The organism is Pseudomonas paraeruginosa PA7, from assembly GCF_000017205.1.
Classification (GTDB): domain Bacteria; phylum Pseudomonadota; class Gammaproteobacteria; order Pseudomonadales; family Pseudomonadaceae; genus Pseudomonas; species Pseudomonas paraeruginosa.
On the sequence record NC_009656.1, the window covers coordinates 2,044,131 to 2,067,482 of the forward strand.

Annotated in this window: 22 protein-coding genes; 20 read left to right on the forward strand and 2 right to left on the reverse strand. The window is 67.4% G+C overall.

From position 1 onward, the window contains the following. Position 1: 1 nt before the first annotated feature. Positions 2–451: an Hsp20 family protein gene (locus tag PSPA7_RS09595; RefSeq protein WP_003156247.1), complete on the forward strand. Its 450-nt coding sequence runs from the start codon at positions 2–4 to the stop codon at positions 449–451. A gap of 78 nt (positions 452–529) precedes the next feature. Here PSPA7_RS09595 and PSPA7_RS09600 read toward each other — a convergent pair whose 3' ends face one another. Continuing rightward, entirely contained in the window at positions 530–1,147 is a 618-nt protein-coding gene (locus tag PSPA7_RS09600) for a helix-turn-helix domain-containing protein (RefSeq protein ID WP_012075050.1), read from the reverse strand. 97 nt (positions 1,148–1,244) lie between these two features. On the opposite strand from PSPA7_RS09600, the gene PSPA7_RS09605 reads away from it, so the two are divergent. From PSPA7_RS09605 to PSPA7_RS09615, 3 genes are all read left to right on the forward strand, one after another. After that, positions 1,245–2,372 (forward strand): NAD(P)/FAD-dependent oxidoreductase, encoded by a 1,128-nt coding sequence (locus PSPA7_RS09605; protein ID WP_079262165.1) that lies wholly within the window; start codon positions 1,245–1,247, stop codon positions 2,370–2,372. A 33-nt stretch (positions 2,373–2,405) separates the two neighbouring features. Further along, positions 2,406–2,783, forward strand: a complete 378-nt coding sequence (locus PSPA7_RS09610) for a RidA family protein (RefSeq protein WP_003156253.1) — start codon at positions 2,406–2,408, stop codon at positions 2,781–2,783. Between the two features lie 64 nt (positions 2,784–2,847). Continuing rightward, the gene (locus tag PSPA7_RS09615) at positions 2,848–3,915 is read left to right on the forward strand and encodes a YkvI family membrane protein (RefSeq protein WP_012075052.1); all 1,068 of its coding nucleotides are present in this window, start codon (positions 2,848–2,850) and stop codon (positions 3,913–3,915) included. An 11-nt stretch (positions 3,916–3,926) separates the two neighbouring features. On the opposite strand, the gene PSPA7_RS09620 is transcribed toward PSPA7_RS09615, so the two are convergent. Continuing rightward, complete coding sequence (locus PSPA7_RS09620; protein WP_012075053.1) at positions 3,927–4,820, reverse strand: LysR family transcriptional regulator; 894 nt, start codon at positions 4,818–4,820, stop codon at positions 3,927–3,929. 162 nt (positions 4,821–4,982) lie between these two features. On the opposite strand from PSPA7_RS09620, the gene leuC reads away from it, so the two are divergent. The 16 genes from leuC to PSPA7_RS09700 all read left to right on the forward strand — a co-directional run bounded on the left by leuC (position 4,983) and on the right by PSPA7_RS09700 (position 23,268). Next, entirely contained in the window at positions 4,983–6,407 is a 1,425-nt protein-coding gene (gene leuC, locus PSPA7_RS09625; protein ID WP_003155361.1) for a 3-isopropylmalate dehydratase large subunit, read from the forward strand. Between the two features lie 11 nt (positions 6,408–6,418). Then, positions 6,419–7,057: a 3-isopropylmalate dehydratase small subunit gene (leuD, locus tag PSPA7_RS09630; RefSeq protein ID WP_003155359.1), complete on the forward strand. Its 639-nt coding sequence runs from the start codon at positions 6,419–6,421 to the stop codon at positions 7,055–7,057. Between the two features lie 72 nt (positions 7,058–7,129). Then, complete coding sequence (locus PSPA7_RS09635; protein WP_003155356.1) at positions 7,130–7,891, forward strand: class I SAM-dependent methyltransferase; 762 nt, start codon at positions 7,130–7,132, stop codon at positions 7,889–7,891. Positions 7,892–7,949: 58 nt separating this feature from the next. Beyond that, complete coding sequence (gene leuB, locus PSPA7_RS09640) at positions 7,950–9,032, forward strand: 3-isopropylmalate dehydrogenase (protein ID WP_012075054.1); 1,083 nt, start codon at positions 7,950–7,952, stop codon at positions 9,030–9,032. A 69-nt stretch (positions 9,033–9,101) separates the two neighbouring features. After that, entirely contained in the window at positions 9,102–10,214 is a 1,113-nt protein-coding gene (asd, locus tag PSPA7_RS09645) for an aspartate-semialdehyde dehydrogenase (protein WP_012075055.1), read from the forward strand. A gap of 101 nt (positions 10,215–10,315) precedes the next feature. Next, the gene (locus tag PSPA7_RS09650; protein ID WP_012075056.1) at positions 10,316–11,326 is read left to right on the forward strand and encodes an aspartate-semialdehyde dehydrogenase; all 1,011 of its coding nucleotides are present in this window, start codon (positions 10,316–10,318) and stop codon (positions 11,324–11,326) included. A 168-nt stretch (positions 11,327–11,494) separates the two neighbouring features. After that, positions 11,495–14,239, forward strand: a complete 2,745-nt coding sequence (gene fimV, locus PSPA7_RS09655; RefSeq protein WP_034028141.1) for a motility hub landmark protein FimV — start codon at positions 11,495–11,497, stop codon at positions 14,237–14,239. A 21-nt stretch (positions 14,240–14,260) separates the two neighbouring features. Next, the gene (truA, locus tag PSPA7_RS09660; protein ID WP_003157954.1) at positions 14,261–15,118 is read left to right on the forward strand and encodes a tRNA pseudouridine(38-40) synthase TruA; all 858 of its coding nucleotides are present in this window, start codon (positions 14,261–14,263) and stop codon (positions 15,116–15,118) included. Between the two features lie 89 nt (positions 15,119–15,207). Continuing rightward, positions 15,208–15,843 carry a phosphoribosylanthranilate isomerase gene (locus PSPA7_RS09665; protein WP_012075058.1) on the forward strand — a complete coding sequence of 212 codons (636 nt, stop codon included), beginning with the start codon at positions 15,208–15,210 and terminating at the stop codon, positions 15,841–15,843. A 268-nt stretch (positions 15,844–16,111) separates the two neighbouring features. Next, positions 16,112–16,984: an acetyl-CoA carboxylase, carboxyltransferase subunit beta gene (accD, locus tag PSPA7_RS09670; protein ID WP_012075059.1), complete on the forward strand. Its 873-nt coding sequence runs from the start codon at positions 16,112–16,114 to the stop codon at positions 16,982–16,984. Further along, positions 16,981–18,270, forward strand: a complete 1,290-nt coding sequence (gene folC / locus PSPA7_RS09675) for a bifunctional tetrahydrofolate synthase/dihydrofolate synthase (RefSeq protein ID WP_012075060.1) — start codon at positions 16,981–16,983, stop codon at positions 18,268–18,270. The genes accD and folC overlap by 4 nt, the downstream gene beginning before the upstream one ends. A gap of 3 nt (positions 18,271–18,273) precedes the next feature. Continuing rightward, on the forward strand, positions 18,274–18,933 hold the full coding sequence (locus tag PSPA7_RS09680; RefSeq protein WP_012075061.1) for an SPOR domain-containing protein: 660 nt from the start codon (positions 18,274–18,276) through the stop codon (positions 18,931–18,933). A 73-nt stretch (positions 18,934–19,006) separates the two neighbouring features. Further along, a complete protein-coding gene (locus PSPA7_RS09685; RefSeq protein ID WP_074197483.1) occupies positions 19,007–19,549 on the forward strand; it encodes a CvpA family protein in 543 nt (180 codons plus the stop codon). A 222-nt stretch (positions 19,550–19,771) separates the two neighbouring features. Next, complete coding sequence (gene purF, locus PSPA7_RS09690; RefSeq protein ID WP_012075063.1) at positions 19,772–21,277, forward strand: amidophosphoribosyltransferase; 1,506 nt, start codon at positions 19,772–19,774, stop codon at positions 21,275–21,277. 15 nt (positions 21,278–21,292) lie between these two features. Beyond that, the gene (locus tag PSPA7_RS09695; RefSeq protein WP_012075064.1) at positions 21,293–22,504 is read left to right on the forward strand and encodes an O-succinylhomoserine sulfhydrylase; all 1,212 of its coding nucleotides are present in this window, start codon (positions 21,293–21,295) and stop codon (positions 22,502–22,504) included. Continuing rightward, on the forward strand, positions 22,501–23,268 hold the full coding sequence (locus tag PSPA7_RS09700; RefSeq protein ID WP_012075065.1) for an SDR family oxidoreductase: 768 nt from the start codon (positions 22,501–22,503) through the stop codon (positions 23,266–23,268). Before PSPA7_RS09695 ends, PSPA7_RS09700 begins: the two co-directional genes overlap by 4 nt. The last annotated feature ends 84 nt before the right edge of the window (positions 23,269–23,352 follow it).

Genomic DNA, 23,352 nt, shown 5'->3' on the forward strand with positions numbered 1-23,352 from the left:
AATGAGCAACGCTTTTTCCCTCGCCCCGCTGTTCCGCCATTCCGTAGGCTTCGATCGCTTCAACGATCTGTTCGAGTCGGCCCTGCGCAATGAGGCCGGCAGTTCCTACCCGCCCTATAACGTCGAGAAGCACGGTGACGACCAGTACCGTATCGTCATCGCCGCCGCCGGCTTCCAGGAAGAAGACCTGGACCTGCAGGTCGAGCGCGGCGTGCTGACCGTCAGTGGCGGCAAGCGCGAGAAGTCCACGGACAACGTGACCTACCTGCACCAGGGCATCGCCCAGCGCGCCTTCAAGCTGTCGTTCCGCCTCGCCGACCATATCGAGGTCAAGGCGGCTTCGCTGGCCAACGGCCTGCTGAACATCGACCTGGTGCGGCTGGTTCCGGAAGAAGCCAAGCCGAAGCGTATCGCCATCAATGGCCAGCGCCCGGCACTGGACAACCAGTAACCGTCAGCGGTGATCGAAAAAAAGGCGCCTTCGGGCGCCTTTTTCATGCCGCCCCTTCCTGTGCGCTCGGAGTTTCCCTCAGCGTTCGGACATGACCACCATGACCTCGGCCTCTGCGTCTTCGCCTTCGGCCAGGTAGATATGGCCGATGCTGCTATCGAAATAGGCGGTTTCCCGTGGCCCGACGCTGACCGACTCGCCATTCTCGAACTGGATGCGTACCCGGCCTGACAGCACCAGGGCGAATTCCTGGCCAGGGTGACGGATGTAGTCGTCGAACTCGCGCCGTTCGCGGGCGATGATCCGCGCATAGAGCGGGGTCATGCTGCGTCGCGGGAAATCGCCGGCCAGCGGATGGTATTCGTAGCTGCCGGTGTTGTAGCCGGTCGCGTCGTCGACACCGCCGTGCACCACGGTCACCTGCCCGGGGGCGTCCGCCGGCGGCGGCGCGGCGCGGAAGATCTGGGCGATGTCGACTTCCAGCGCGCGGGCCGCGGCTGCCAGTTTCTCGTAGCTCACCGAGACCTGGGCCAGTTCCATCTTCGACAGGGTAGAGAGGGCCACGCCGGAACGCTCTGACAGTTGCTTGAGGGTCAGCTCGTGGCGCTTGCGGATCGCCCGCAGGCGGGCGCCGATCTCCTTGCGTTGCAACTGTTGTTGCTGGCCGGTACTGGATGGGTTCCCTGCGTCGCTCATGGAATGCCTCGTGGTCGGGGCGACCAGTTTACGCGACGGCTGGTTGACGGAGAAATTCTCATATCTTAGATTTCTCTTATGTGAGAATTTTCGAGGGATGCCCGTGAACGAAGTGCAGCGTTACGACTATGTGATCGTCGGGGCGGGGATCGCCGGCGCTTCGCTCGGCTATTACCTGGCGGACGCGGGCCGGGTGCTGCTGCTGGAGCGCGAAAGCCAGCCCGGCTACCACTCGACCGGGCGTTCCGCGGCGATGTTCATGGAGGCCTACGGCACTCCCCAGATCCAGGCTTTGACCCGTGCCAGCCGGGCTTTCTATGAACGGCCGCCGGCCGGGTTCAGCGAGCATCCGCTGCTGGCCGAGCGTGGTTGCCTCTATGTGGCGACTCACGAACAGGCGGCGGAACTGGAGGCGCGCGCCGGAATCCCCGGCGTGCAGCGGATCGACGCCGCGGAGACCCTGCGCCGCGCGCCGTGTCTCGATCCGCGGCGGATCGCCGGCGCCCTCTATGAGCCTGACGCCCGCGACGTCGATGTGCACGCGTTGCACCAGGGCTACCTGCGCGGCATGCGCCAGCGCGGCGGGGAGCTGCTGTGTTCGGCCGAGCTGCTGGCAGCCGAGGCTTGCGCCGAGGGCTGGCGCCTGCGCCTGGGCGACGGCCGGGAGCTGCAGGGTGCCTGCCTGGTGAACGCCGCCGGGGCCTGGGCCGACCAGGTTGCCGAGCTCTGCGACATACCGCCGGTGGGACTGCAGCCGCGCCGGCGGACCGCCTTCACCTTCGAGCCTCCGGAAGGTGCCGACATCGCCGCCTGGCCAGCCGTGATCGGCATCGACGAAAGCTTCTATTTCAAGCCGGACGCCGGGCAGTTGCTGGGTTCGCCGGCCAACGCCGATCCGGTGCCGGCGCAGGATGTCCAGCCGGAGGAGCTGGATATCGCCCTGGGCGTGCATCACATCGAGCAAGTCAGCCGCCTGCGCATCCGCCGCCCCGGGCACGCCTGGGCCGGATTGCGCTCTTTCGTCGCCGATGGCGACCTGGTGATCGGTCGCGACCCGTCGCAGCCCGCCTTTTTCTGGCTGGCCGCCCAGGGCGGCTATGGCATTCAGTCGGCCGACGGTGTGGCGCGCCTGGCCCGGGCGTTGCTGCTCGAGGAGACGCTGCCGGCCGGGTTGCGCGCCGAAGGCGTGGAGCCCGAGCGGCTCGGTCCGGCGCGTCTACGCTGAGGCTTTTGCGAGTCCATCCACAGGAGATATCCCATGAACAACGAGATCCAGCGTTACCCCAGCAGCTTGCCGTTCCCGTTTTCCCGCGCGGTGCGCGCCGGCGGTTTCCTCTTCCTCTCCGGGCAGGTACCGATGAGCGCGGGTGGCGAGGTGGTGCGCGGCGATATCCAGGCGCAGACCGAAGCGGTGATGGCGCGCATCGGCGAGACCCTGGAAAGCTGCGGGGCGCGCTTCGACCAGGTGGTGAAGGTCACCGTGTGGCTGTCGGACATGGCTCACTTCGCCGGCTTCAACGAGGTCTACCAGCGCTACGTGCAGGGGGCGCTGCCGGTGCGTTCGACGGTGACCGCCGGGCTCGCCCTGGGCGTGGACGTGGAGGTGGAGGTACAGGCCTGGGTTGGCGAGGGCTGAGTGCGCGCGATGCCATGAGGCACTGAAGATCTGCGCCGGACAATAACAACGAGAGGGCGACGGGATGAAAGATGTACTGAGGATCGCAGGGGCGTTCGTCGGCGTGATCGTGGGCGCCGGATTCGCGTCCGGCCAGGAACTGTTGATGTTCTTCGTCAACTTCGGTACCTGGGGCCTGGCCGGCGCGATGCTGGCGGCGGCGCTGTTCACCGTGCTGGGAATGCTCCTGGCCAACATGGGCGCGCGCCTGCGGGCGAGTTCGCACAAGGATGTGGTGGAAGCCATCTGCGGGCGCCGGCTGGGGAGGGCGGTGGACCTGATGGTGACGTTCTTCATGTTTGCCGTGACCGTGGTGATGCTGGCCGGCGGCGCCGCCCTGCTGGAGCAGCAGTTCGGCATCCCGGCGCTGTACGGCGGGATGCTGGTGAGCGGGCTGGTGGCGCTGGTGGTGTGCCTGGACGTGCAACGGGTGATTACCCTGATCGGCGCGGTGACGCCGTTGCTGCTGCTGATGGCCGTGCTGGTCTCGCTGTATGGCCTGTCTTCCCGCGAGCTGAGCTTCGCCGAACTCGACCGCGTTGCCGCGCAGCAGCGCGCTGGCGCCAGCCAGTGGTGGCTGGGGGCTATCCTTTACGTTTCCTACAATATCGTCGCAGGGGTACCGATTCTCGCCATCATGGGCGGCGCCGCCCGTGGCGAGCGGGTCGCGACCTGGGGCGGGGTTCTTGGCGGTGCCATGCTCGGCCTGTTGATGCTGGTGATGGGTCTTGGCCTGCTGGCGCGCCTGGACAGCCTGGCGACGGAGCCGATGCCGATGCTTGCGCTGGCCGGCGAGGCTTCGCCACTACTGGGCCTGCTGATGGCGTTGATCATCCTCGGGATGTTGCTGAACACCGCCGTCGGCACCCTCTATTCGTTCACCGCGCGGCTGTTGCCGGCGGGCACCCGGCGTTTCCGCTATGGCTCCGTCGCCGCCGCGCTGCTGGCCTTCGTCTGCAGCCTGCTGGGTTTCGTCAGCCTGGTGGGCAAGGTCTATCCGTTCTTCGGCTATCTCGGCTTCCTGCTGATCGCCGCGGTGCTGCTCGGCGGACTGCGCCTGGGCCGGCTGGCCGCGCCGCCGCGGCCGGCCTGAAGAGGGCGGGCTCAGGGGCGTAGCGGCGGGGCGGCCAGCGCCTGTTCGTCGAGCAGGCGCATGAAGGCCCGCGCGGCATTCGACAGGGTCCGCTCGGTGTGCAGGATGTAGCCGAGCTGGCGGCTGAGCTGGATATCCTGCAACGGCAGGCGCACCACCTGGTCGTCGAGCATGGTCCGCGGCAGCACGCTCCAGGCCAGGCCGATGGAGACCATCATCTTGATGGTCTCCAGGTAGTTGGTGCTCATGGCGATGTTCGGCGTCAGCCCCTCGGCCTCGAACATGCGCCGCACGATATGGTGGGTGAAGGTGTTGCCGCCGGGGAACACCGCCGGGTGCTTGGCGACGTCGGCGAGGAACACCGTGCCCTGGCGGGCCAGCGGATGCTCCGGGGCGGCGACGAAGTCCAGCGGGTCGTCCCACACCGGTACCGCGTGCACCGGTTGGGCGGTTTCCGGTGCCAGGGTGATCACCGCCAGTTCCGCACGGCCGTGCAGGATTTCCTCGTAGGCCACTTCCGAATCGAGAAACTGGATGTCCAGCGCCACCTGCGGATGCGCCCGGGTGAAGGCGCGCAGCAGCGGCGGCAGGCGGTGCAGGCCGATGTGATGGCTGGTGGCCAGGACCAGGCGGCCGCTGACCTCGCCGGTGAGGTTGTTCAACGCGCGGCGGGTGTCGTCGAGCACGTTGAGCAACTGGTAGGCGCGCGGCAGCAGGGCGCGGCCAGCCTCGGTGAGATTGACCTCGCGGCCGACCCGGTCGAACAGGCGGGCGTTGAGCTGCTGTTCCAGGGCGGCGATGCGCTTGCTCACCGCCGGTTGGGTCAGGTGCAGGCGCTCGCCGGCTTCGGAGAAGCTGCCGGTTTCGGCAATGGCTATGAAGGTGTCGAGGCTGTTCAGGTCCATCGCGGGGCTCCGCTGGTTTCGGCTGTCCGCAGCTTAGCCGCAAAGCATTCCTCTTAGGAATGCTTTGGATGAAAAATATGAATTTGAGTTATTCCTTGCCAGGCCATAGGATCATCCTCACAAGCCCTGTGGGCATAGAATTGAGCTGATGAGGACATCCCGATGGCCGGCAAGACCCTCTACGACAAACTCTGGGACATGCACCTGGTCAAGCAGCGCGACGACGGCTCGGCGCTGATCTACATCGACCGCCATATCCTGCACGAAGTGACCTCGCCGCAGGCCTTCGAGGGTCTCCGCCTGGCCGGGCGCAAGCCGTGGCGGATCGACGCCAACATCGCCACCCCGGACCACAACGTGCCGACCACCCGCACCGAGCGCAAGGGCGGCCTCGCCGCCATCGCCGACGAAGTCTCGCGCCTGCAGGTACAGACCCTCGACGAGAACTGCGACGACTTCGGCATCACCGAATTCAAGATGAACGACGTGCGCCAGGGCATCGTCCACGTGGTCGGCCCGGAGCAGGGCGCGACCCTGCCGGGGATGACCGTGGTCTGCGGCGACTCGCACACCTCCACCCATGGCGCCTTCGGCGCGCTGGCCCATGGCATCGGCACCTCCGAGGTCGAGCACGTGCTGGCGACCCAGTGCCTGGTGGCGAAGAAGATGAAGAACATGCTGGTCAAGGTCGAAGGCAAGCTGCCGGCCGGGGTCACGGCGAAGGATATCGTCCTCGCGGTGATCGGCAGGATCGGCACTGCCGGCGGCAACGGCCACGCCATCGAGTTCGCCGGCAGCGCCATCCGCGACCTGTCCATCGAAGGGCGGATGACCATCTGCAACATGTCGATCGAGGCGGGCGCCCGCGTCGGCCTGGTCGCTGTCGACCAGAAGACCATCGACTACGTGAAGGGCCGCCCGTTCGCGCCGAGCGCCGAGCAGTGGGAACAGGCCGTGGCCTGCTGGCAGGGTCTGGTGTCGGACGCCGACGCCCGTTTCGATACCGTGGTCGAGCTGGACGCCGCGCAGATCAAGCCGCAGGTCAGCTGGGGCACCTCGCCGGAGATGGTCCTGGCGGTCGACCAGAACGTGCCCGACCCGGCCCGCGAGAGCGACCCGATCAAGCGTGGCTCGATCGAGCGCGCCCTGAAGTACATGGGGTTGCAGCCGAACCAGGCGATCACCGACATCCAGCTCGACCGGGTGTTCATCGGTTCCTGCACCAACTCGCGGATCGAGGACCTGCGCGCCGCCGCCGAAGTGGCCAGGGGCCGCAAGGTCGCCGCGACCATCAAGCAGGCGCTGGTGGTGCCGGGCTCCGGCCTGGTCAAGGAGCAGGCCGAGAAAGAAGGCCTGGACCGGATCTTCATCGAGGCCGGCTTCGAATGGCGCGAGCCGGGCTGCTCCATGTGCCTGGCGATGAACCCGGACCGGCTGGAGAGCGGCGAACACTGCGCGTCGACCTCCAACCGCAACTTCGAGGGCCGCCAGGGCGCCGGTGGCCGCACTCACCTGGTCAGCCCGGCGATGGCCGCCGCCGCGGCCGTCAACGGCCGCTTCATCGATGTCCGCGAATTGCTCGCCTGAGGAGAACCGAGATGAAACCCTATACCCAGACGACCGGTCTCGTCGCTCCGCTGGATCGCGCCAACGTCGATACCGACCAGATCATTCCCAAGCAATTCCTCAAGTCGATCAAGCGCACCGGCTTCGGCCCCAATCTGTTCGACGAATGGCGCTACCTGGATGTCGGCCAGCCCGGCCAGGACAACTCGAAACGCCCGCTGAACCCGGACTTCGTCCTCAACCAGCCGCGCTACCAGGGCGCCAGCGTGCTGCTGGCGCGGGAGAACTTCGGTTGCGGCTCGTCCCGCGAGCACGCGCCCTGGGCGCTGGACGAGTATGGTTTCCGCACGGTGATCGCACCGAGCTATGCCGACATCTTCTTCAACAACAGTTTCAAGAACGGCCTGCTGCCGATCATCCTGGCCGAGGCCGAAGTGGACGAACTGTTCCGCCAGGTCGAGGCGAACGAAGGCTACCAGTTGTCCATCGACCTGGCGGCGCAGACCGTTACCCGTCCTGACGGCAAGGTGCTGGGTTTCGAGGTCGATCCGTTCCGCAAGCATTGCCTGCTCAACGGTCTCGACGACATCGGCCTGACCTTGCAGGACGCGGACGCGATCCGCGCCTTCGAGGGCGGCTACCGCCAGCAGCAGCCCTGGCTGTTCCGCTGAGCGACGCGCGAGTCCCCTTGCCGGGCGCTGCCCCTCGCGGGTAGCGCCCGGTTTTTCTCCCGGAGCAGAACCATGAGCGACCATGATGATGTTGTGCAGCGCCAATTCGGTGCCCAGGCCTCGGCCTACCTGAGCAGCGCCGTGCATGCCGGGGGCGAGGAATTCGCCGTGCTGCGCGACGCCCTGGCCGGGCGGCCGGAGGCGCGGGTCCTGGACCTGGGTTGCGGCGCCGGCCACGTGAGCTTCCAGGTCGCCGCCCTGGCCGGGGAGGTGGTGGCCTACGACCTCTCCGCCGAGATGCTCGCCGTGGTCGCGCAGAGCGCCGCGCAAAGGGGCATGGCGAATATCCGTACCGAGCGGGGCAGGGCGGAAAGCCTGCCGTTCGCCGACGGCGACTTCGATTTCGTCTTCAGCCGCTATTCCACTCATCACTGGCGCGACGTCGGCCTGGCCCTGCGCGAGGTGCGGCGGGTGCTCAAGCCCGGCGGGGTGGCGATCTTCGTCGACGTGGCGGCGCCCGGCCAGGCCTTGCCGGATACTTTCCTGCAGACAGTCGAGATGCTCCGCGACACCAGTCACGTGCGCAACTATTCGCCGGCCGAGTGGGCGCGACTGAGCGGCGAGGCGGGCCTGGTGGTCACTGGCAGCCGGCGCCAGCGCCTGCGCCTGGAGTTCCGCTCGTGGGTCGAGCGGATGCGCACGCCGGAGGTATTCCGCGAGGCCATCCGCAGCCTGCAACTGGCGGTCGGCGAGGAAGTCAGGGAGTATTTCGAGATTGCCGACGACGGCTCGTTCAGCACCGACGTGCTGGTGCTGTGGCTGCGTCGGGAGTGACGGTTCGATCACGGCGGCGCATGTCCGCCCTTCAATGCATGAAGGACAAGAGGGTGTTATGAGCAAGCAGATCCTGGTTCTCCCCGGCGACGGTATCGGCCCGGAAATCATGGCGGAAGCGATCAAGGTGCTGGAGGTGGCCAACGACAGGTTCCAGCTCGGCTTCGAACTGACCGAGGACGTGATCGGCGGCGCGGCCATCGACAAGCACGGCGTACCGCTGGCCGACGCGACCCTGGAGCGCGCGCGCCAGGCCGACGCGGTGCTGCTGGGGGCCGTGGGCGGGCCGAAGTGGGACCGGATCGAGCGCGACATCCGTCCCGAGCGCGGCCTGCTGAAGATCCGCTCGCAACTGGGCCTGTTCGCCAACCTGCGTCCGGCCATCCTCTATCCACAACTGGCCGACGCCTCCAGCCTGAAGCCGGACGTGGTCGCCGGGCTGGACATCCTCATCGTTCGCGAGCTGACCGGCGGCATCTACTTCGGTCAGCCCCGCGAGCAGCGCGTGCTGGACAACGGTGAACGGCAGGCCTACGACACCCTGCCCTACAGCGAGAGCGAGATCCGCCGCATCGCCCGGGTCGGTTTCGACATGGCCCGCGTGCGCGGCAGGAAGCTCTGCTCGGTGGACAAGGCCAACGTGCTCGCCTCCAGCCAGCTGTGGCGGGAAGTGGTGGAGGAGGTGGCGAAGGATTATCCGGACGTCGAGCTTTCCCACATGTACGTGGACAATGCCGCCATGCAACTGGTACGCGCGCCCAAGCAGTTCGACGTGATGGTCACCGACAACATGTTCGGCGACATCCTGTCGGATGAGGCTTCCATGCTGACCGGCTCCATCGGCATGCTGCCGTCTGCCTCGCTCGACGCGAACAACAAGGGCATGTACGAGCCCTGCCATGGTTCGGCCCCGGACATCGCCGGCCAGGGCATCGCCAACCCGTTGGCGACCATCCTCTCGGTCTCGATGATGCTGCGCTACAGCTTCGGCCAGGCTGCCGCCGCCGACGCCATCGAGCAGGCGGTGAGCAAGGTCCTCGACCAGGGGTTGCGCACCGGCGACATCTGGTCCGAAGGCTGCCGCAAGGTCGGCACCCGGGAAATGGGCGATGCCGTAGTCGCGGCACTCAAGAATCTGTAATCTGACGGGCTTGGTCGGCGCCACGATGGCTGCCGGCCAGCTCACTTCTCTCATATAGGTGTAGTTGCGATGAAGCGTGTAGGTCTGATCGGTTGGCGCGGGATGGTGGGTTCCGTGCTCATGCAGCGGATGCTGGAAGAGCGGGACTTCGACCTGATCGAGCCGGTGTTCTTCACCACGTCGAACGTCGGCGGCCAGGGCCCGGAAGTGGGCAAGGACATCGCTCCGCTGAAGGACGCCTACAGCATCGACGAACTGAAGACCCTCGACGTGATCCTGACCTGCCAGGGCGGCGACTACACCAGCGAAGTCTTCCCCAGGCTGCGCGAGGCCGGTTGGCAGGGCTACTGGATCGATGCCGCTTCCAGCCTGCGCATGGAGGACGACGCGGTGATCGTCCTCGACCCGGTCAACCGCAAGGTCATCGACCAGGCCCTGGACGCCGGCACCCGCAACTACATCGGCGGCAACTGCACGGTCAGCCTGATGCTCATGGCCCTGGGCGGCCTGTTCGAGGCGGGCCTGGTCGAGTGGATGAGCGCGATGACCTACCAGGCCGCGTCCGGCGCCGGCGCACAGAACATGCGCGAGTTGCTCAAGCAGATGGGCGCCGCCCACGCCTCGGTGGCCGATGAGCTGGCCAACCCGGCCAGCGCGATCCTCGACATCGACCGCAAGGTGGCGGAGACCCTGCGCAGCGAAGCCTTCCCCACCGAGCATTTCGGCGCGCCGCTGGGCGGCAGCCTGATCCCCTGGATCGACAAGGAACTGCCCAACGGGCAGAGCCGCGAGGAGTGGAAGGCCCAGGCGGAGACCAACAAGATCCTCGCCCGCTTCAAGAACCCGATCCCGGTCGACGGCATCTGCGTGCGCGTCGGCGCCATGCGCTGCCACAGCCAGGCGCTGACCATCAAGCTGAACAAGGACGTGCCGCTGACCGATATCGAAGGCCTGATCAGCCAGCACAACCCCTGGGTCAAGCTGGTGCCGAACCACCGCGAGGTGAGCATGCGCGAACTGACCCCGGCGGCCGTCACCGGGACCCTCGGCGTTCCGGTCGGGCGCCTGCGCAAGCTCAACATGGGCTCCCAGTACCTGGGCGCCTTCACCGTCGGCGACCAACTGCTGTGGGGCGCCGCCGAGCCGCTGCGGCGCATGCTGCGCATCCTGCTGGAGCGCTGACCGATCCGGCGTCGCCCGCAACGGGCGGCGCCTCGATTGCCTGGGCGAGGGTGGGCAAGTAAAGTGCCACGCCTATTTCGCAGACCGCCGAGGCTTTTCCCATGTCCCAGCCCCTCAATGTCGCAGTCGTAGGCGCCACCGGTTCGGTCGGCGAGGCTCTGGTCGGGCTCCTCGACGAGCGTGATTTCCCCCTGCATCGTCTCCATCTGCTGGCCAGCGCCGAGTCGGCCGGGCAGCGCATGAGCTTCGCCGAAAGCAGCCTGCGGGTCGGCGACATCGCCGCCTTCGACTTCTCCAGCGTCGGCCTGGCCTTCTTCGCCGCGGGCGCCGAGGTGTCCCGCGCGCACGCCGAGCGCGCCCACGCGGCGGGCTGTTCGGTGATCGACCTGAGCGGCGCCCTGGAGTCCGCGTGCGCGCCGCTGGTCATGGCTTCGGTCAACGAGCAGCGGCTGGCCGGGCTGCAGGCCCCGTTCATGCTGTCGAGTCCCTGCGCGCCGGCCGCCGAGTTGTGCGAAGTGCTCAACCCGCTGCTTGGCGCCCTGGACTGCCGGCAGTTGAACCTGACGGCCTGCCTCTCGGTGTCCAGCCGGGGGCGCGAAGGGGTCCGGGAACTGGCCCGGCAGACCGCCGAGCTGCTCAATGCGCGGCCACTGGAGCCGCGCCTGTTCGACCGCCAGGTGGCGTTCAACCTGCTGGCCCAGGTCGGCGCGGTGGATGCCCAGGGGCATAGCGAGATCGAGCGGCGCATCTTCGCCGAGGTGCGGGCCCTGCTCGGCGAGCGCGTCGGGCCGCTGAACGTCACATGCATCCAGGCGCCGGTGTTCTTCGGCGACAGCCTCAGCGTCACCCTGCAATGCGCGGAGCCGGTGGACCTGGCGACGCTGACCGCGATCCTCGAGGCGACGAAAGGCATCGAGTGGGTGGGCGACGGCGATTATCCGACGGTGGTCGGCGACGCCCTCGGCCAGGACGAGATCTATGTCGGCCGGGTGAGGGCGGGGCAGGGTGATCCCTGTCAGGTCAATTTGTGGATTGTGTCTGATAATGTGCGAAAAGGTGCGGCGCTGAGCGCCGTGCTCCTGGGTGAGTTGTTGATAAAACACTATCTGTAAAAGATACTTACCCACAGATTTGTAGAATCATTCGAGCTTGTTAATACTGGTTCGATCCGCTGCTGCCGGGGAGCGTCCGTCCGCACATGGCTGGACGAGCGGACAGCAAGCACCGACGCACTCCCTCTCGTGAATCGAGAAAAGATATTAAAACCAAGGGATTACACTATGGTTCGGCTTCGTACACTGGTTCGGGCAATCGCGGCGGCCTCGGTCCTGACTTCCGGCATGGCGCACGGGTTGGGACTCGGCGAAATAACCCTGAAGTCGGCGTTGAACCAGCCGCTGGATGCCGAGATCGAGCTGCTCGAAGTCCGCGACCTGAGTTCGGGCGAGGTGATACCGAGCCTGGCGTCGCCGGAGGAATTCAGCAAGGCGGGCGTCGATCGCCTGTACTACCTTACCGACCTGAAGTTCACCCCGGTGGTGAAGCCCAACGGCAAGAGCGTCATCCGCGTGACCTCGTCGAAGCCGGTGCAGGAACCCTACCTGAACTTCCTCGTCCAGGTGCTCTGGCCGAACGGCCGCCTGCTGCGCGAATACACCGTCCTGCTGGATCCGCCGCTGTACTCGCCGCAGGCCGCGGCGAGCGCCCCGCAGGCACCGGTCAGCGCGCCGCGGGCGAGCAACGCTCCACGTGCCCCGCAGGCACAGGCGCCGGCCCCGGTGCGGACCACCGCGCCGGCCGGCAGCGAGACCTATCGCACCGTGTCCAACGACACGCTGTGGGAGATCGCCCAGCGCAACCGTACCGACCGGGTTTCCGTGCCGCAGGCGATGCTCGCCTTCCAGGAACTGAATCCGGGCGCCTTCGTCGATGGCAACATCAACCGGCTGAAGAGCGGCCAGGTCCTGCGCATCCCCACCGAACAACAGATGCTGGAGCGCTCCCCGCGCGAGGCGCTGTCCCAGGTGCAGGCGCAGAACCAGAGCTGGCGCGGCAGCCGCAATCCGGCAGCGGCCAGCGCCGGCGCCCGGCAATTGGACGCGACCCAGCGTAGCGCCGCCGGTTCGGCGCCGGCCAAGGTCGACGCCCCGGACAACCTGCGCCTGGTTTCCGGCGAAGGCAAGGCCAGCAAGGGGGCCGACAAGGGCGGCAAGGGTGACAGCAAGGCGATCGCCGACACCCTGGCGGTGACCAAGGAAAGCCTGGACAGCACCCGTCGCGAGAACGAAGAACTGCAGAGCCGCATGCAGGACCTGCAGAGCCAGCTGGACAAGCTGCAGAAGCTGATCCAGCTGAAAGACGCGCAGTTGGCCAAGCTGCAGGGGCAATTGGCTGCCGAAGGCCAGGGCGTAGCCCAGCCGGGCGCGGCCCAGGTGGATGCCGGCGCCGCTGCGCAAGCTCCCGCCGCCGCAGCGCCGTCCCCGGCTCCCGCCGGCGAGGCGCCAGCCGCTCCGGCGCAGCCTCCGGTAGCGCCGCCGCCCGCGCCAGCGGCCGAGACCCCGCCGGCGCCAGCCGCACCGGCCCCGGTACAGACGGAAGAACCGGCGGAAGCGAGTTTCCTCGACGAGTTGCTGGCCAATCCGCTGTGGCTGGCGGTGATCGGCGGTAGCGCGCTGCTGGCCTTGCTGGTCCTGCTGATGATTCTGTCCCGGCGCAATGCGCAGAAGGAGAAGGACGAGGCTGCGGCCCTGGCGGCGGAAGCCGGCGAGGAACAGGAGGATGCGCTGGACCTGGGAAAGGACGGCTTCGACGACCTGACCCTCGACGAGCCTGAGCCGCAGGTCGCGGCCGTTGCGGCGTCGGCCGAGAAGACCACCGCGCAGACTTCCGATGCGCTGGGCGAGGCCGATATCTACATCGCCTACGGACGCTTCAACCAGGCCGCCGAACTGCTGCAGAACGCCATTTATGACGAGCCGCAGCGCAGCGACCTGCGCCTCAAGCTGATGGAAGTCTATGCCGAGATGGGCGATCGCGAAGGCTTCGCCCGCCAGGAAAACGAACTGCGCGAGATCGGTGGCGCCCAGCCGCAGGTCGAGCAGCTCAAGTCGCGCTACCCGGCGATGGTGGCGGTGGCCGCGGTTGCCGGCCTGGCCGGCGCCAAGCTGGCGCAGGACGAACTGGACAGCTTCAGCCTCGACGACCTGTCGCTGGACCACACCGGTCATGCGGCCGGGCCGGACGCGGCCGGGCAGGACCTCGACGACGCCTTCGACCTGAGCCTGGATGACCTCGATGGCGATCTCGGCGGTGACGAGGTGCAGGCCGACCTCAAGTCCGATAGCGGTGCGCTGGACGACCTGACCCTGGACAGCGATCTCGACCTGGCCGCCTCGGCGCCGGCGGAGAAGCCGGCCGATGACCTCGATTTCGGCCTGGACTTCGCCGACCTGGCGGAGACCCCGGTCGACGCCAAGGGCGACGGCCTGGGTGATTTCTCCCTGGACCTCGATGCGCCGGAAGACAAGCTGTCGGATGACGATTTCCTGCTCTCGCTGAATGACGACGCGGCCGCCGCGGCGCCCGCCGACAACGGGTTCGGCCTCGACACCGAGGCTGCCGACGAGCCGTCGTTGTCCCTGCCGGACGACTTCGACCTGTCGCTGGCCGACGAACCGGCGGAGCCGGCCGTCCCGGCGAAGAGCGAAGACAGTTTTGCCGCCCAGTTGGACGAGGTGAGTGCGCAGTTGGACGAATTGGCCAGCAATCTTGACGAGCCGAAGAATGCGGCGCCGAGCTTCTCGGCCGAGGATGCGGCGATCGCCTCGACCCTGGATGGGGAATCCGACGACGACTTCGATTTCCTTTCCGGCGCCGATGAAGCGGCGACCAAGCTGGATCTGGCGCGTGCCTATATCGACATGGGCGACAGCGAGGGCGCGCGCGATATCCTCGACGAAGTCCTGGCCGAAGGCAACGACAGCCAGCAGGCGGAAGCCCGCGAGTTGCTGGAGCGCCTGGCCTGATCCGGAAATGAAGCGACCCTCATGAACGATGTTGTTTCGCCAGCGGCAGCCGAATCGGCTGCCGCTGGCGTTTCCAGAATCGCCCTCGGCGTCGAGTACAAGGGCTCCCGCTATCGTGGCTGGCAGCGCCAGGAGGCCGGCGTGCCTTCCGTGCAGGAAGCGCTGGAGCGCGCCTTGTCGAAGGTCGCCGCCGAGTCGGTCGGGGTGATCTGCGCCGGCCGTACCGACGCCGCGGTGCATGCCAGCGGCCAGGTGGTGCACTTCGACACCGCGGTGGAGCGGCCGTTGAAAGCCTGGGTCATGGGCACCAATGCCAACCTGCCCGGCGACATCAGCGTAACCTGGGCGCGGGTGATGCCGGCGCATTTCCACGCGCGCTTCTCGGCCATGGCCCGGCGCTACCGCTACGCCATCTACAACGACCCGATCCGCCCGGCGCACATGGCCGAGGAGGTCACCTGGAACCATCGGCCGCTGGATATCGAGCGGATGCGCGAGGCGGCCCAGGTGCTGGTCGGCACCCACGACTTCACCTCGTTCCGCGCGGTGCAGTGCCAGGCCAGGTCGCCGGTCAAGACCATGCATCACGTGCGCCTGCTGGAGCATGGTCGGTTGATCGTGCTGGACATCCGCGGTAACGCTTTCCTTCACCATATGGTGCGCAACATCGCTGGCGTGCTGATGACCATCGGTGCCGGCGAGCGGCCGATCGAATGGGCGAAGGAAGTGCTCGAGGCGCGCGACCGGCGCGCCGGCGGGGTCACTGCCCACCCTTACGGACTCTATCTGGTGCGGGTGGAGTACCCCGGGGAATTCGACTTGCCCGAGCGATACCTGGGGCCGCATTTCCTTTCCGGATTGCCCGATATCGTCGGCTGACGTCGAAACGGGCTTTTGCTACCATCGAGAATTCCCGGCGGGCCGGCCGTCCGCCGGTTCGTCGCTCACTCTCCGAGGGTTCTCCGTCGTTGCCAGCCGTTCGCATCAAGATCTGCGGTATCACCCGAGTCGAGGACGCCCTGGCCGCCGCTGCGGCGGGAGCCGATGCCATCGGCCTGGTGTTCTACGCGAAGAGTCCGCGCGCGGTGAATATCCACAGGGCGCGGGAGATCGTTCGTGCTCTGCCGCCGTTCGTGACCAGCGTCGGCCTGTTCGTCAACGCCAGCCGCTGCGAACTGGGCGAGATTCTCGATGCTGTGCCGCTGGACCTGCTGCAATTCCATGGCGACGAGCGCGCCGAGGACTGCGAGGGACATCGGCGTCCCTACCTGAAAGCCCTGCGGATGAAGCCCGGCGACGACATCCTCGCGCGCGTGGCGGATTATCCGGGAGCCGCCGGGATTCTTCTGGACACCTATGTGGAGGGCGTTCCCGGTGGCACGGGGGCGGCGTTCGACTGGTCGCTGGTGCCGGCTGGCCTGGGGAAACCCCTGGTGCTGGCAGGTGGTCTGACGGCGAACAACGTCGCCGACGCCGTCGCGCGGGTGCAGCCGTATGCGGTGGACGTCAGCGGCGGCGTCGAGGCGAGCAAGGGAATCAAGGATGCGGCGAAGGTCCGCGCCTTCGTCGACGCGGTGCGTTCGCGCGGTCGCGACGAGGCCTGATGTGACGACGGACGGTTCGCCGCCGTCCACTAGCGTGTCGCCGTTTCCGCGACAGCGCCGGGTCGCCGAGAGGGCGACCAGATATTTCGCGGTGCCCGCCTGCCGGGTATCGCCCAGGTGAGCGCCTTGGCGGGGGAAGGGGCTGGCGGCGAGACGCATCGCAGCCGTGCAGCCTGCCATCGCTGGCGGTCACGAAGATGAATTTGCTCAGGGACGTCGCCACCGGATCGGTGCGGCCATCCCGACCTTGCACTGGAGAACAAAGAGCATGAGCAACTGGCTGGTAGACAAGCTGATCCCTTCCATCATGCGTTCCGAGTCCCAGAAGAGCTCGGTGCCGGAAGGCCTGTGGCACAAATGCCCGTCCTGCGAAGCCGTGCTGTACCGTCCGGAGCTGGAAAAGACCCTGGATGTCTGTCCGAAGTGCGACCACCACATGCGCATCAACGCGCGTACCCGCCTGGACATCTTCCTCGACGAGGAAGGCCGCGAGGAACTGGGCGCCGACCTGGAGCCGGTGGACCGCCTGAAGTTCCGCGACAGCAAGAAGTACAAGGATCGCCTCTCCGCGGCGCAGAAGGATACCGGCGAGAAGGACGCGCTGATCGCCATGAGCGGCAAGCTGGAGGGCATGCCGGTGGTCGCCTGCGCCTTCGAGTTCTCCTTCATGGGTGGTTCCATGGGTGCCATCGTCGGCGAGCGCTTCGTCCGCGCGGCCAACGTCGCCCTGGAACAGCGCTGCCCGCTGATCTGCTTCTCCGCTTCCGGTGGCGCGCGCATGCAGGAAGCGCTGATCTCGCTGATGCAGATGGCCAAGACCTCGGCGGTCCTGGCGCGCCTGCGCGAGGAAGGCATCCCGTTCGTCTCGGTGCTGACCGACCCGGTCTACGGCGGTGTTTCCGCCAGCCTGGCGATGCTCGGCGACGTGATCGTCGGCGAGCCCAAGGCGCTGATCGGCTTCGCCGGCCCCCGCGTGATCGAGCAGACCGTCCGCGAGAAACTGCCGGAAGGCTTCCAGCGCAGCGAGTTCCTCCTCGAGCACGGTGCCATCGACATGATCGTGCACCGTGGCGAGCTGCGTCCGCGCCTGGCCAGGCTGCTGTCGGCCTTCACTCATTCGCCGAGCCCCGTATCCGCATGACCCGGCGTTCCCTGGCCGATTGGCTGAGCTATCTCGAACAACTCCATCCGACGGCCATCGACATGGGCCTGGAGCGTTCCCGCGAGGTAGCGCGCCGGCTCGGCCTGGGAAGGCCGGCGAAACGCGTGGTCACCGTCACCGGGACCAACGGCAAGGGCTCCACCTGCGCCTTGCTCGCCGAGTTGCTGCGCGAGCAGGGATTGTCGGTCGGGGTCTACAACTCGCCGCATCTGTTGCGCTACAACGAGCGGGTGCGGATCGATGGCGTCGAGGCGAGCGATGCGCAGCTGTGCGAAGCCTTCGCCGCGGTGGAAGCCGCACGTGGCGAGATTTCCCTGACCTATTTCGAAATGGGCACCCTGGCCGCCTTCTGGCTGTTCGAACGTGCCGGGCTGGAGTTCGCGGTGCTGGAGGTCGGTCTCGGCGGTCGCCTGGACGCGGTCAACCTGATCGATGCCGACCTGGCGCTGATCACCAGCATCGGCCTGGATCATGCCGACTGGCTGGGCGATACCCGCGACAGCGTGGCTTTCGAGAAAGCCGGCATCCTGCGCGCCGGCAAGCCAGCCCTGTGCGGCGACCTCGATCCGCCGCAGCCGTTGCTCGAGCAGGTGGTGACGCTCGGCGCGCCGTTCTACCTGCGCGGTCGTGACTACGACCTGGCGCTCGCCGATCATGGCTGGCACTGGCGCGGACTGGCCGCGGACGGCCAGGCGCTGGCGCTGCACGACCTGCCGTTGCTCGACCTGCCCATGGAAAACGCCGCGCTGGCCCTGCAGGCCTACGCGCTGCTCGACCTGCCCTGGCAGGCGCACGGCCTCGCCGAGGCCTTGCGACGGACCCGGGTCAGCGGTCGTCTCGATCGCCGCGGCCTGTCCTGGAACGGCCAGCCGCGCCAGCTGCTGCTGGATGTCGGGCACAATCCCCAGGCCGCCCAGTACCTGGCGCAGCGGTTGCGCGCGGCACCGCCGCGAGGCCGTTACCTGGCGGTATTCGGCCTGCTGGCGGACAAGGACCTCGATGGCGTGCTGGAACCCTTGACCGGCTTGGTGCAGGATTGGGCCGTTGCACCGTTGCCGACCCCGCGTTCGCGGCCGGCGGCGGAGCTGGAAGCGGCGCTGATCCTGCGCCAGGTTCCGGCGAGCAGCCATGCGGATATCGCCGCCGCCCTGGAGGCGCAGTGCGCCAAGGCGTCCGCGGACGATGTCATTCTGCTGTTCGGATCGTTCTACAGCGTGGCCGAAGGCTTGCAATGGCTGGCCCATAGAACGGATAAGGGGGAGTAAACCATGGCCTTGCTGGAAAGAGGGCTGAAGCAGCGTATCGTCGGGGCGCTGGTGCTGATCGCCCTGGCGGTGATCTTCCTGCCGATGCTGTTCACCCGCGAAGACGAGTCGCGCCAGGTCGTGGTGGAAGCGCCGCCGCGCCCGCAATCGCCGGCGATGCCCAGCGTCGAGGTGCAGCCGACCGAAGTGCCGGAGCTGCAACCCGGCGAAGAAGACATTGCGCCGGAAATCGTCCAGGAGGGCACTCCGGCCACCGTCGGCCAGCCCAGCCAGCCGATCGGCGGCCTGCCGGCGTCTCCTCCGGCCGCCCAGCCGCCAGCACAGGTTCAGGCCCCGGCTGCCAGCACGCCGCCGAGCCAGCCGCAACCGGCCGCTGCGCCGCCGAGCCAGCCAGCCGCGGAGAAACGCCTGGACGCCAACAACCTGCCGCAGAGCTGGTCGGTGCAGCTGGCCAGCCTGTCCAACCGGGCGCGCGCCGAGGAATTGCAGAAGACCCTGCGTTCCCAGGGCTACAACGCCTATATCCGCAGTTTCGACGGGATGAACCGGGTCTTCGTCGGGCCGGTGATCCAGCGCGCCGAGGCCGATCGCCTGCGCGACCAGCTGAGCAAGCAGCAGAAGCTCAACGGCTTCGTCGTGCGTTTCCAGCCGGAACGCGGTTGACCGCCACCCGCGGCTTACCGTCGCGGGCGCGCTCTGCTAAAATGCAGCGCCTTTTCTGCTTGTGGGCTGCATAGTGGCATTTACCTGGGTCGATTGGACGATGGTCGCCATCATCGTCGTTTCCAGCCTGATCAGTCTGAGTCGCGGCTTCGTCAAGGAAGCCTTGTCCCTGCTTACCTGGATAGTCGCCGGCGCGGTGGCCTGGATGTTCGGCGGGGCGCTGGCGCAGCACCTGGGCGAATACATCCAGACCCCCTCGGCCCGCATCATCGCAGCCTGCGCGCTGCTGTTCATCGCGACCCTGCTGCTCGGGGCGCTGGTCAACTACCTCATCGGCGAACTGATCCGGGTCACCGGCCTGTCCGGTACCGACCGCTTCCTCGGCATGGTCTTCGGCGGTGCGCGTGGCGTGCTGCTGGTCGTGCTGCTGGTCGGCCTGCTCAGCCTGGCCCCGGTGCAACAGGACCCCTGGTGGCAGCAGTCGGTGCTGATGCCGCATTTCCTGATGGTCGCCGACTGGTCGAAGAACTTCATTCTCGGTTTCGCCGGCCAGTGGTTGCCGGCAGCGCCGATCACGCCACCGAGCGGCGTCGGCGGGCTGCTTCCCAGCCAGTGATTTTGGCGGGACACTGGCCGAGGCCGGGTTCCGTGTTTTTCCAGGGCGGCGCGTCGATGGCGCGGCGTCGGCGGCACAGGAGGTGCCGCGAGCCAGTCGGCGGCGAGGGTCGCCGATTCGCGGGAGCCAGCGGCCGACGAGGCGCTGGTCAGCTCGATGGTCCGGGACGGGCCGATCGCGCTTCCCATCTTTCCAGCTTGAGCCAAGTAGGGGTTGCGTCACATGTGTGGCATCGTCGGTATCGTGGGCAAGTCGAACGTCAATCAGGCGCTGTATGACGCGCTCACCGTCCTCCAACATCGCGGCCAGGACGCTGCCGGTATCGTCACCTGCCATGACGATAAGCTGTACCTGCGCAAGGACAACGGCCTGGTCCGCGACGTCTTCCAGCAGCGCCACATGCAGCGCCTGATCGGCAGCGTCGGCATCGGCCATGTGCGCTACCCGACCGCCGGCAGCTCCAGTTCGGCGGAAGCGCAGCCGTTCTACGTCAACTCGCCCTATGGCATCACCCTGGCGCACAACGGCAACCTGACCAACGTCGAGCAACTGGCCAAGGAAATCTACGAGTCCGACCTGCGCCACGTGAACACCAACTCCGACTCGGAAGTGCTGCTCAACGTGTTCGCCCACGAACTGGCGGTGCGCAACAAGCTGCAGCCCACCGAGGAGGACATCTTCGCCGCGGTCTCCGGCGTGCACGACCGCTGCGTCGGCGGTTACGCGGTGGTGGCGATGATCACCGGCCACGGCATCGTCGGTTTCCGCGACCCCAACGCGATCCGGCCGATCGTCTTCGGCCAGCGCCACACCGAGAATGGCGTCGAATACATGATCGCTTCCGAGAGCGTGGCCCTGGACGTGCTCGGCTTCACCCTGATCCGCGACCTGGCGCCGGGCGAGGCGGTGTACATCACCGAGGAAGGCAAGCTCTACACCCGCCAGTGCGCCAGGGCGCCGAAATACGCGCCGTGCATCTTCGAGCACGTCTACCTGGCGCGTCCGGACTCGATCATGGACGGCATCTCGGTGTACAAGGCGCGCCTGCGGATGGGCGAGAAGCTCGCCGACAAGATCCTCCGCGAGCGTCCCGAACACGATATCGACGTGGTCATCCCGATCCCGGACACCAGCCGCACCGCGGCGCTGGAGCTGGCCAACCGGCTCGGCGTGAAGTTCCGCGAGGGCTTCGTCAAGAACCGCTACATCGGCCGCACCTTCATCATGCCCGGCCAGGCGGCGCGGAAGAAATCCGTGCGGCAGAAGCTCAACGCCATCGAGCTGGAATTCCGTGGCAAGAACGTCATGCTGGTGGACGACTCGATCGTCCGCGGTACCACCTGCAAGCAGATCATCCAGATGGCCCGCGAGGCCGGCGCGAAGAACGTCTACTTCTGCTCCGCCGCGCCAGCGGTGCGCTATCCCAACGTCTACGGCATCGACATGCCGAGCGCGCACGAGCTGATCGCGCACAATCGCAGCACCGAGGACGTCAGCAAGCTGATCGGTGCCGACTGGCTGGTCTACCAGGACCTGCCGGACCTGATCGACGCGGTCGGCGGCGGCAAGATCAAGATCGACCGCTTCGACTGCGCCGTGTTCGACGGCGAATACGTGACCGGCGACGTCAACGAGGCCTATCTGAACCGGATCGAACAGGCGCGCAACGATGCGACCAAGGCGAAGAGCCAGGCGGTCAGCGCGATCATCGACCTGTACAACGACTGAAAGGGGGAGAGCGGCATGACACAGGATTGGGATGCCGGGCGCCTCGACAGCGACCTGGAAGGCGCGGCCTTCGACACCCTGGCGGTGCGCGCCGGGCAGCGGCGGACGCCCGAGGGCGAGCACGGCGAGGCGCTGTTCACCACCTCCAGCTATGTGTTCCGCACCGCCGCCGACGCTGCCGCGCGCTTCGCCGGCGAAGTGCCGGGCAACGTCTATTCGCGCTACACCAACCCCACTGTGCGCACCTTCGAGGAGCGCATCGCCGCCCTCGAGGGAGCCGAACAGGCGGTGGCCACGGCGTCGGGCATGTCGGCGATCCTCGCCCTGGTGATGAGCCTGTGCAGCGCCGGCGACCATGTGCTGGTCTCGCGCAGCGTGTTCGGTTCGACCATCAGCCTGTTCGACAAGTACTTCAAGCGCTTCGGCATCCAGGTCGACTATCCGCCGTTGAGCGATCTCACGGCCTGGGAAGCGGCGTGCAAGCCGAATACCAAGCTGTTCTTCGTCGAGTCGCCGTCCAACCCGCTGGCCGAACTGGTGGATATCGCCGCGCTCGCCGAGATCGCCCATGCCAGGGGCGCGCTGCTGGCGGTGGACAACTGCTTCTGCACGCCGGCCCTGCAGCAGCCGCTGAAGCTCGGGGCGGACGTGGTGATCCACTCCGCGACCAAATACATCGATGGCCAGGGCCGGGGCATGGGTGGGGTGGTCGCCGGGCGCGGCGAGCAGATGAAGGAGGTGGTCGGCTTCCTCCGTACCGCCGGTCCGACCCTCAGCCCGTTCAATGCCTGGCTGTTCCTCAAGGGGCTGGAAACCCTGCGCATCCGCATGCAGGCGCATTGCGCCAGCGCCCAGGCCCTGGCGGAGTGGCTGGAACGCCAGCCGGGCATCGAGCGGGTCTACTACGCCGGCCTGCGGAGCCACCCGCAGCATGAGTTGGCCTGTCGTCAGCAGAGCGGTTTCGGCGCGGTGGTCAGTTTCGACGTGAAGGGCGGGCGCGATGCCGCCTGGCGCTTCATCGACGCCACGCGGATGGTCTCGATCACCACCAACCTGGGCGATACCAAGACCACCATCGCCCATCCGGCGACCACCTCCCACGGCCGCCTGTCCGCCGAGGACCGGGCGCGCGCCGGGATCGGCGACAGCCTGATCCGGGTCGCCGTCGGCCTGGAAGATCTCGACGACCTCAAGGCCGACATGGCCCGGGGGCTGGCCGCGCTGTGAACGAAGGCAACCTGCGAGGCAACGGCAAGGTCGCGCTGGTCACCGGGGCGGCCCGTGGCATCGGCCTGGGCATCAGCGCCTGGCTGATCGCCGAGGGCTGGCAGGTGGTGCTCGCCGACAATGACCGCGAACGTGGCGCCAGGGTCGCCGAGGCGCTCGGTGAGCAGGCCTGGTTCGTCGCCATGGACGTGGCCCAGGAGAGCCAGGTGGCGATGAGCGTGGCCGAGGTGCTCGGCCAGTTCGGTCGCCTGGACGCGCTGGTGTGCAACGCCGCCATCGCCAATCCGCGCAATACCCCGCTGGAGGCGCTGACCCTCGGCGAATGGACCCGTACCCTGGCGGTCAATCTGAACGGCCCGATGCTGCTGGCCAAATACTGCACGCCCTACCTGCGCGCGCACAGCGGCGCCATCGTCAACATCGCCTCCACCCGCGCCCACCAGTCAGAGCCCGATTCCGAAGCCTACGCGGCGAGCAAGGGCGGGTTGCTGGCGCTGACCCACGCGCTGGCCGCCAGCCTCGGCCCTGAAATCCGCGTCAACGCGGTCAGCCCCGGCTGGATCGATACCCGCGACGTGGCCGAACGCGAGGCCGCGCCGCTGACCGAGCTGGACCACGACCAGCACCCGGTCGGCCGGGTCGGCAGCGTCGAGGACGTGGCCTCGCTGGTGGCCTGGCTGCTGTCCGAGGACGCCGGCTTCGTCACCGGCCAGGAGTTCCTGGTCGACGGCGGCATGACGCGGAAGATGATCTACCTCGACTGAGTCGCGCCATGGCGGTATGAAAAAAAGGCGCTGTCCGTAACGGGCAGCGCCTTTTTCGTTTTCGCTCCGGCGTTCCGGAGTGGG

Bases quoted from the DNA above. Each gene is read 5' to 3' on its own strand.
- PSPA7_RS09595 (WP_003156247.1), top strand. From the start codon at position 2: ATGAGCAACGCTTTTTCCCTCGCCCCGCTGTTCCGCCATTCCGTAGGC.
- PSPA7_RS09600 (WP_012075050.1), bottom strand. From the start codon at position 1,147: ATGAGCGACGCAGGGAACCCATCCAGTACCGGCCAGCAACAACAGTTG.
- PSPA7_RS09605 (WP_079262165.1), top strand. From the start codon at position 1,245: ATGCCCGTGAACGAAGTGCAGCGTTACGACTATGTGATCGTCGGGGCG.
- PSPA7_RS09610 (WP_003156253.1), top strand. From the start codon at position 2,406: ATGAACAACGAGATCCAGCGTTACCCCAGCAGCTTGCCGTTCCCGTTT.
- PSPA7_RS09615 (WP_012075052.1), top strand. From the start codon at position 2,848: ATGAAAGATGTACTGAGGATCGCAGGGGCGTTCGTCGGCGTGATCGTG.
- PSPA7_RS09620 (WP_012075053.1), bottom strand. From the start codon at position 4,820: ATGGACCTGAACAGCCTCGACACCTTCATAGCCATTGCCGAAACCGGC.
- leuC (WP_003155361.1), top strand. From the start codon at position 4,983: ATGGCCGGCAAGACCCTCTACGACAAACTCTGGGACATGCACCTGGTC.
- leuD (WP_003155359.1), top strand. From the start codon at position 6,419: ATGAAACCCTATACCCAGACGACCGGTCTCGTCGCTCCGCTGGATCGC.
- PSPA7_RS09635 (WP_003155356.1), top strand. From the start codon at position 7,130: ATGAGCGACCATGATGATGTTGTGCAGCGCCAATTCGGTGCCCAGGCC.
- leuB (WP_012075054.1), top strand. From the start codon at position 7,950: ATGAGCAAGCAGATCCTGGTTCTCCCCGGCGACGGTATCGGCCCGGAA.
- asd (WP_012075055.1), top strand. From the start codon at position 9,102: ATGAAGCGTGTAGGTCTGATCGGTTGGCGCGGGATGGTGGGTTCCGTG.
- PSPA7_RS09650 (WP_012075056.1), top strand. From the start codon at position 10,316: ATGTCCCAGCCCCTCAATGTCGCAGTCGTAGGCGCCACCGGTTCGGTC.
- fimV (WP_034028141.1), top strand. From the start codon at position 11,495: ATGGTTCGGCTTCGTACACTGGTTCGGGCAATCGCGGCGGCCTCGGTC.
- truA (WP_003157954.1), top strand. From the start codon at position 14,261: ATGAACGATGTTGTTTCGCCAGCGGCAGCCGAATCGGCTGCCGCTGGC.
- accD (WP_012075059.1), top strand. From the start codon at position 16,112: ATGAGCAACTGGCTGGTAGACAAGCTGATCCCTTCCATCATGCGTTCC.
- folC (WP_012075060.1), top strand. From the start codon at position 16,981: ATGACCCGGCGTTCCCTGGCCGATTGGCTGAGCTATCTCGAACAACTC.
- PSPA7_RS09680 (WP_012075061.1), top strand. From the start codon at position 18,274: ATGGCCTTGCTGGAAAGAGGGCTGAAGCAGCGTATCGTCGGGGCGCTG.
- purF (WP_012075063.1), top strand. From the start codon at position 19,772: ATGTGTGGCATCGTCGGTATCGTGGGCAAGTCGAACGTCAATCAGGCG.
- PSPA7_RS09695 (WP_012075064.1), top strand. From the start codon at position 21,293: ATGACACAGGATTGGGATGCCGGGCGCCTCGACAGCGACCTGGAAGGC.